Genomic DNA, 5,902 nt, shown 5'->3' on the forward strand with positions numbered 1-5,902 from the left:
ACCGGGGGCCCGGCTGCAGCCGGGAAGACGCCAGGCCAGGCGCCCCCGAGCCTGCGGTGTGACATCCGACGCTTTCCCGGCTAAAGCCGGTCCTACGAAGGCAAATGCAAACACTCGCAGGACCGGCTTTAGCCGGGAAAGGGCGAGTCCGGGTGTTCTCTGATTGCGGAGAAAAACCGTTAGCCAGCTTTCATTTCCTGACACCACGGGCGATGATGCGGCACTCCCACCGCTCCAGCGAAGAGTCCCCATGTCTGCCGCCCTGCCGCCCGATGCGCCTGCCCATTCCCCCACCCATGACGCCAGTTCGATGGCGATCACGCTGCAAATCGTCTCCATCGTCGTATACACCTTCATCGCCTTCCTGTGCATCGGCCTGCCCATCGCGGTGATGCCCGGCTACGTGCACAACCAGCTGGGCTTCAGCGCGGTGGTCGCGGGGCTGGTGATCGGTGCCCAGTACCTGGCGACGCTGTTGAGTCGTCCGGTGGCCGGACGCATCTGCGACACCATCGGCACCAAGCGCGCCATCGTTTACGGGCTGTCGGGCATCGCGTTGAGCGGCGTGCTGACGTTGGCAGCAATCCTTCTGGAGCGTTTCGCCGGGGTCAGTCTGACCATCCTGATCATCGCTCGCCTGTTCCTCGGTGCGTCCCAGGGCTTGATCGGCGTCGGCACCATCAGCTGGTGCATCGGCCAGGTCGGTTCGGAGCACACCGCCCGCTCGATCTCGTGGAACGGCATCGCGTCCTACGGCGCCATTGCGATCGGCGCGCCGCTGGGGGTGGTGATGGTCGGCGCGCTGGGCTTTGCCAGCCTGGGGGTGGTGCTGTTCGTGCTGGCCGCCGGGGCACTGTTGTTGATCCGCAACAAGCCGGCGATCCCGGTGGTACGCGGCGAGCGCCTGCCGTTCTTCTCGGTGTTCGGCCGGGTGGCGCCGTTCGGCCTGAGCCTGACCCTGTCCTCTATCGGCTACGGCACACTGACCACGTTCATCACCCTGTTTTACCTGGCCCGTGGCTGGGAAGGCGCGGCCTGGTGCCTGACGGTGTTCGGCGTTTGTTTCATCCTGGCGCGGTTGCTGTTCATCAATGCGATCAACCGCTTCGGCGGCTTTCGCTCGGCGATCGTCTGCATCTCGGTGGAAACCCTGGGGCTGTTGCTGTTGTGGCTGGCACCCGACACCACCTTCGCCCTGATCGGCGCGGGGCTGACCGGTTTTGGTTTGTCGCTGGTGTACCCGGCGCTGGGCGTGGAAGCCATCAAGCAGGTGCCCAACAGCAGTCGTGGCGCGGGGCTCAGCGCCTACGCGGTGTTCTTTGACCTGGCCCTGGCCATTGCCGGACCACTGATGGGCGCGGTGGCGCTGGGCATGGGCTACGGCTGGATTTTCTTCTTCGCGGCGTTGTTGTCGGTGGCGGCGTTGACGCTGGCCGTGGTGCTGTCGCGCAGGGCGCCGGTCGACACGCGGGTGTAGCGAGCGCAGCGCCTCAAAGCTTCCCGGCTGAAGCCGGTCCTACAGAGGGAAGAGGCCGGCGACTCTGCAACAGCGCTCACTGGCTGTTGAAATTCCCCGGCCACAGCCCGTCCCACCTAAAAGCTGAACTGCCGCCTCGCGTCCCGGTCCGAATAGCACATCCCCCGAACAGGAGTGAGGGCGTGACCCCCGATCCCGCTGGCTCGAACGCTACCCCTCCGGACCCGGCCACGTTGCGCGAAGTCCACAAACTGCGCGTGCTGACCGTGAACACCCACAAGGGCTTCACCGCCCTGAACCGGCGTTTCATCCTGCCGGAGTTGCGTGAAGCCGTGCGCAGCACCGGTGCCGACCTGGTGTTTCTCCAGGAAGTCCTCGGCGGCCATGACCGCCACGCCGCCAAGTACGAAGACTGGCCCGACACGCCGCACTACGAATTCCTCGCCGACAGCATGTGGACGGACTTCGCCTACGGCCGCAACGCGGTCTACCCCGATGGCCACCACGGCAACGCGCTGCTGTCCAAATATCCGATCCTGCATTACCGCAATCTCGACATCTCGATCACCGGGCCGGAACGCCGGGGCTTGTTGCACTGCGTGCTGCAAGTGCCAGGGCATGCCGAGGTCCATGCGATTTGCGTGCACCTCAGCCTGCTGGAAAGCCATCGCCAGTTGCAGCTGAACCTGCTCTGCGACCTGCTCGACTCCCTGCCCGAGGACGCACCGGTGGTGATCGCGGGCGACTTCAACGACTGGCAGCTCCAGGGCAACAAGCGCCTGCAGCGCTGCGGCTACCTGCATGAAGCTTTCGAGCGCAGTCAGGGGCGGCTGGCGAAGACCTACCCGGCGCGCTTCCCGATGCTGCGCCTGGACCGGATCTACCTGCGCAACGCCACCAGCCACCAGCCGAAAATCCTCGGCACGCGGCCGTGGACCCATCTGTCCGATCACCTGCCGCTGACCGTCGAAGTGCACATGTAACAGCGGGCATCACTCGTCACCGCCGTTGGTCTGCCAGCGAGTCGACGGGTTAAACGATTGCGTGAACGCCCCCTCACAGTTAAGGCGAGGCACCTGTCTCGCCTTCTCAATAACAAGAGGTCTGCGATCATGGCTAACACCGGAAAGTCGAACCCTGGCAATTTTGCGAACGATAAAGAGAAAGCGTCCGAAGCCGGCAAGAAAGGCGGACAGGCTTCAGGCAGCGGCAATGCCGGAAGCGATATGAAGAAAGAATCGGGTGCAGGCGCGAGCGGCACCGGCAAGAAAGGCGGCTCAGGCGGCAAGTCGTAACGACGTGCGGCTGAGTGAAGCGAGCGAGGGCCAAGGCTCTCGCTCTTTTGTTTGAGCATCAGTCAAAAAAGCAATGTACGCCTCATAGCAAGCACACGGGTAAGCGGCACCCTCCCCCCTCATTTATCCGGATCGATCAGCGGCACCGTCGCGTCCCGATCAAACTGAGAACCCGGGTCTTCGTTGCCCGGGTCCATGTCGGCGTCAAATCCTGTGTCTTCGTCACCCGGCTGGGGAGCGGGGCGCGGCGGAACGGGTGCAGCGTCAGGTGTATGGGATTGCATGGCAGTCACCTCTCGTTTCAATGTGGCCAATAATAGATTCAGAGGGCTCGACAACGACCGGGTTCAATGGATCGAGCTTAGCTGGCGCTGACGGTCCAGTGCACGGCGTCTTCGGCAAACTGCAATTGCTCGACACGATGGGCAATGCCGCACGCCAGGGAGTCTTCGGCGCGGATCACCTTCTCCTCCGCTGACAGGCAGCGCCCGATGTCCAGCGGGTGCACGGCGCTTACGGTCTCGCTCTGATAGATATTTACGTAGCGCTGCAGGTCGTTGTCCAGGCTGCGCAGGTATTCGCGCATGCGTGAGTGGTCCACCGAGCTCTGGTTGAAGTACCAGCTCATGGGGTGGATCAGAAAACGCGAATGGGGGCAGACAATCCGCTCTTGAGCCGCCAGGTAGATGACGATGCCCATGGATTCGATGTTGCCGCTGTTCAACGCGCGGATCGGCACTTTCAGGGATTTGAGGAAGTTGTACAGGGTGAATCCCAGTGCGGTGCTGCCGCCGGCGGTCGACAGATTCAGCAGCAATCCGGTCGCGCCCTTGCCGAGGGCTTCCAGGCAGCGATCCCGAAAATGCTCGGTGCTGGCCTGATCGACCCCGCAGTGGAAATGAATGATGTGCTCGCTCATCGGCGGCCTCGCTGGTCATGGATGGCGTACTCACGGGCCTCTTCCCGGCTAAAGCCGGTCCCGCAGAGAAATCGCAGGAGCCGGTCACACGAGAAATCGCAGGAGCGGGTCCCAGTGAGGTACCGCAAATAGCGAGATTTGCATGGGATGAGGATAGCCGCTCACCGAGCATGTGAAAATCCACCGCCGCGGATTACGAAGAACCCCTGCGGCAATCAACAGTCAGTAAAGAAGCTTCGCCGGTTTCATCGTGCTCGATCCGGGCCATGAACCGCGCGCCATTCAACACGCCCTACCGCACAGGACACCTTCCATGAGTCTGCACGACAAGATCATCGGCCGCCTCGGCTTCGGCTCCGCGCCGCTGGGCAACATGTTCCGCACCATCGATGAAGATGAAGCTGCGGCCACCGTTCAATCCGCCTGGGACCAGGGCATTCGCTATTTCGACACCGCGCCCATCTACGGCGCCGGCTTGTCCGAGCAGCGCCTGGGCAAGGCCCTCGCCGGCGTCCCACGCGACCAGTACACGCTGAGCACCAAAGTCGGCCGGCTGATTTCCGACGAGATCGATACCGAGACCCGCAGCGGTCCGTTCGCCGAGGGCCTGAAAAACAAGATCGTCACCGACTATTCCGCCGACGCCACGCTGCGTTCCATTGAAGCGAGCCTGAAGCGGTTGAACACTGATCGTCTGGATATCGTGTTCGTCCACGATGTCGCGCAGGACGCCCACGGCGATGCCTGGATCGAGCATTTCAACATTGCTCGCACCGGCGCTTTCCGCGCGCTCACCCGCCTGCGTGAAGAAGGCGTGATCATGGCCTGGGGCTTGGGCGTCAATCGCGTCGAGCCGTGCGAACTGACGCTGGATCTGGAAGAAGCCCAGCCCGATGGTTTCCTGCTCGCCGGCCGCTATTCGCTGCTCGATCACGACCAACCGCTGCAACGGCTGTTCGACAAGGCCCGTCAGCACAACGCCGAGTTCGTCGTCGGCGGGCCCTACAGCTCCGGCGTGTTGGTGGGCGGCAAGCATTTCGAGTATCAGGAGGCGTCGCCAGCGATGATCGACAAGGTGGCGCACATTCAGGAGATCGCCCGTCAGTACCAGGTCGACATCAAATCGGCAGCGCTGCAATTTGTCCTTGCCAACCCCCTGGTGGCGGCGGTGATTCCGGGTGCCAGCCGCCCTTCGCGGATCATCGAGGACGTCACCGCGCTTAACGCACAGGTGCCGGATGGTTTCTGGCAGGCCATGCGCGATCAGGGCTTCATCGCCCTGCAGGCGCCCGTGCCGATGAAAGACTGATATCGTGGGCAACGACGCCGGGCCAGACGCCCGGCCTTGTTTTCTGCGCGAGATCTGTCCATGCGAATTCTGATCGTCAACGTGAACACCACCGAATCCATGACCGAGACCATTGCCGAGCAGGCCCGCAGCGTGGCCTCGCCGGGCACCGAGATCATCGGCCTGACCCCGCGCTTCGGCGCCGAGTCGGTGGAAGGTAATTTCGAAAGCTACCTGGCGGCCATCGCGGTGATGGACCGGGTGATGTCCTACGAAGGGCCTTATGACGCGGTGATTCAGGCGGGTTACGGCGAGCATGGCCGCGAGGGCTTGCAGGAATTGCTCGAGGTGCCGGTGGTGGACATCACCGAAGCGGCGGCCAGCCTGGCGATGTTGCTGGGGCATAAATACGCCGTGGTCACCACGCTGGACCGCACCGTGCCGCTGATCGAGGATCGCCTGAAACTGGCCGGCGTGTACGAACGCTGCGCCTCGGTGCGGGCCAGCGGCATGAGCGTGCTGGAGCTGGAGGAATCGCCGGAGCGTGCGGTCGAGGCGATCGTTGAGCAGGCCATGGAAGCGGTGAGTCGGGACAAGGCCGAGGTGATTTGCCTGGGCTGCGGCGGCATGGCCGGGCTGGATCAACTCATCCGTGACCGCGCCGGCGTGCCGGTGGTGGATGGCGTTACCGCAGCGGTGGCACTGGCGGAATCACTGTTGCGTCTGGGGTTGAAGACCTCAAAAGTGCGGACCTATGCGACGCCCCGGCCGAAGAAGATCGTCGGTTGGCCGTTTAAGCCGTAGACGCCCAGTGTCCGACCCACGCCAGATTGAATGGCAAACACATACCCTGTGGGAGTGAGCTTGCTCACGAAGGCTGCATTCCAGCCGCTGAAGATTTAGCGGATGGACTGTCCTCTTCG

At 63.2% G+C, this 5,902-nt stretch carries 7 protein-coding genes; 5 read left to right on the top strand and 2 right to left on the bottom strand.

The genetic code is table 11. The features are described 5' to 3' along the window. Positions 1-250: 250 nt before the first annotated feature. The 3 genes from QMX88_RS28455 (at position 251) to QMX88_RS28465 (ending at position 2,772) form a co-directional block, all read left to right on the top strand. A complete protein-coding gene (locus tag QMX88_RS28455) occupies positions 251-1,477 on the top strand; it encodes an MFS transporter (RefSeq protein WP_282373579.1) in 1,227 nt (408 codons plus the stop codon). A gap of 233 nt (positions 1,478-1,710) precedes the next feature. Further along, complete coding sequence (locus tag QMX88_RS28460; RefSeq protein ID WP_197984053.1) at positions 1,711-2,460, top strand: endonuclease/exonuclease/phosphatase family protein; 750 nt, start codon at positions 1,711-1,713, stop codon at positions 2,458-2,460. 129 nt (positions 2,461-2,589) lie between these two features. Then, positions 2,590-2,772 carry a general stress protein gene (locus tag QMX88_RS28465; protein ID WP_282373580.1) on the top strand — a complete coding sequence of 61 codons (183 nt, stop codon included), beginning with the start codon at positions 2,590-2,592 and terminating at the stop codon, positions 2,770-2,772. 119 nt (positions 2,773-2,891) lie between these two features. Here the strand turns inward: QMX88_RS28465 and QMX88_RS28470 are convergent, their stop codons facing one another. Further along, positions 2,892-3,056, bottom strand: coding sequence for a hypothetical protein (locus tag QMX88_RS28470; protein ID WP_282373581.1), 165 nt, complete (start codon positions 3,054-3,056; stop codon positions 2,892-2,894). Positions 3,057-3,133: 77 nt separating this feature from the next. After that, entirely contained in the window at positions 3,134-3,691 is a 558-nt protein-coding gene (locus QMX88_RS28475; RefSeq protein WP_237254443.1) for an ATP-dependent Clp protease proteolytic subunit, read from the bottom strand. Positions 3,692-4,004: 313 nt separating this feature from the next. Between QMX88_RS28475 and QMX88_RS28480 the strand changes: the two genes are divergently transcribed. Then, a complete protein-coding gene (locus tag QMX88_RS28480) occupies positions 4,005-5,000 on the top strand; it encodes an aldo/keto reductase (RefSeq protein WP_282373582.1) in 996 nt (331 codons plus the stop codon). 60 nt (positions 5,001-5,060) lie between these two features. Then, a complete protein-coding gene (locus tag QMX88_RS28485) occupies positions 5,061-5,783 on the top strand; it encodes an aspartate/glutamate racemase family protein (RefSeq protein WP_282373583.1) in 723 nt (240 codons plus the stop codon). Positions 5,784-5,902 lie beyond the last annotated feature (119 nt).

Source organism: Pseudomonas sp. PS02290, from assembly GCF_029960075.1.
In the GTDB taxonomy this organism is placed as follows: domain Bacteria; phylum Pseudomonadota; class Gammaproteobacteria; order Pseudomonadales; family Pseudomonadaceae; genus Aquipseudomonas.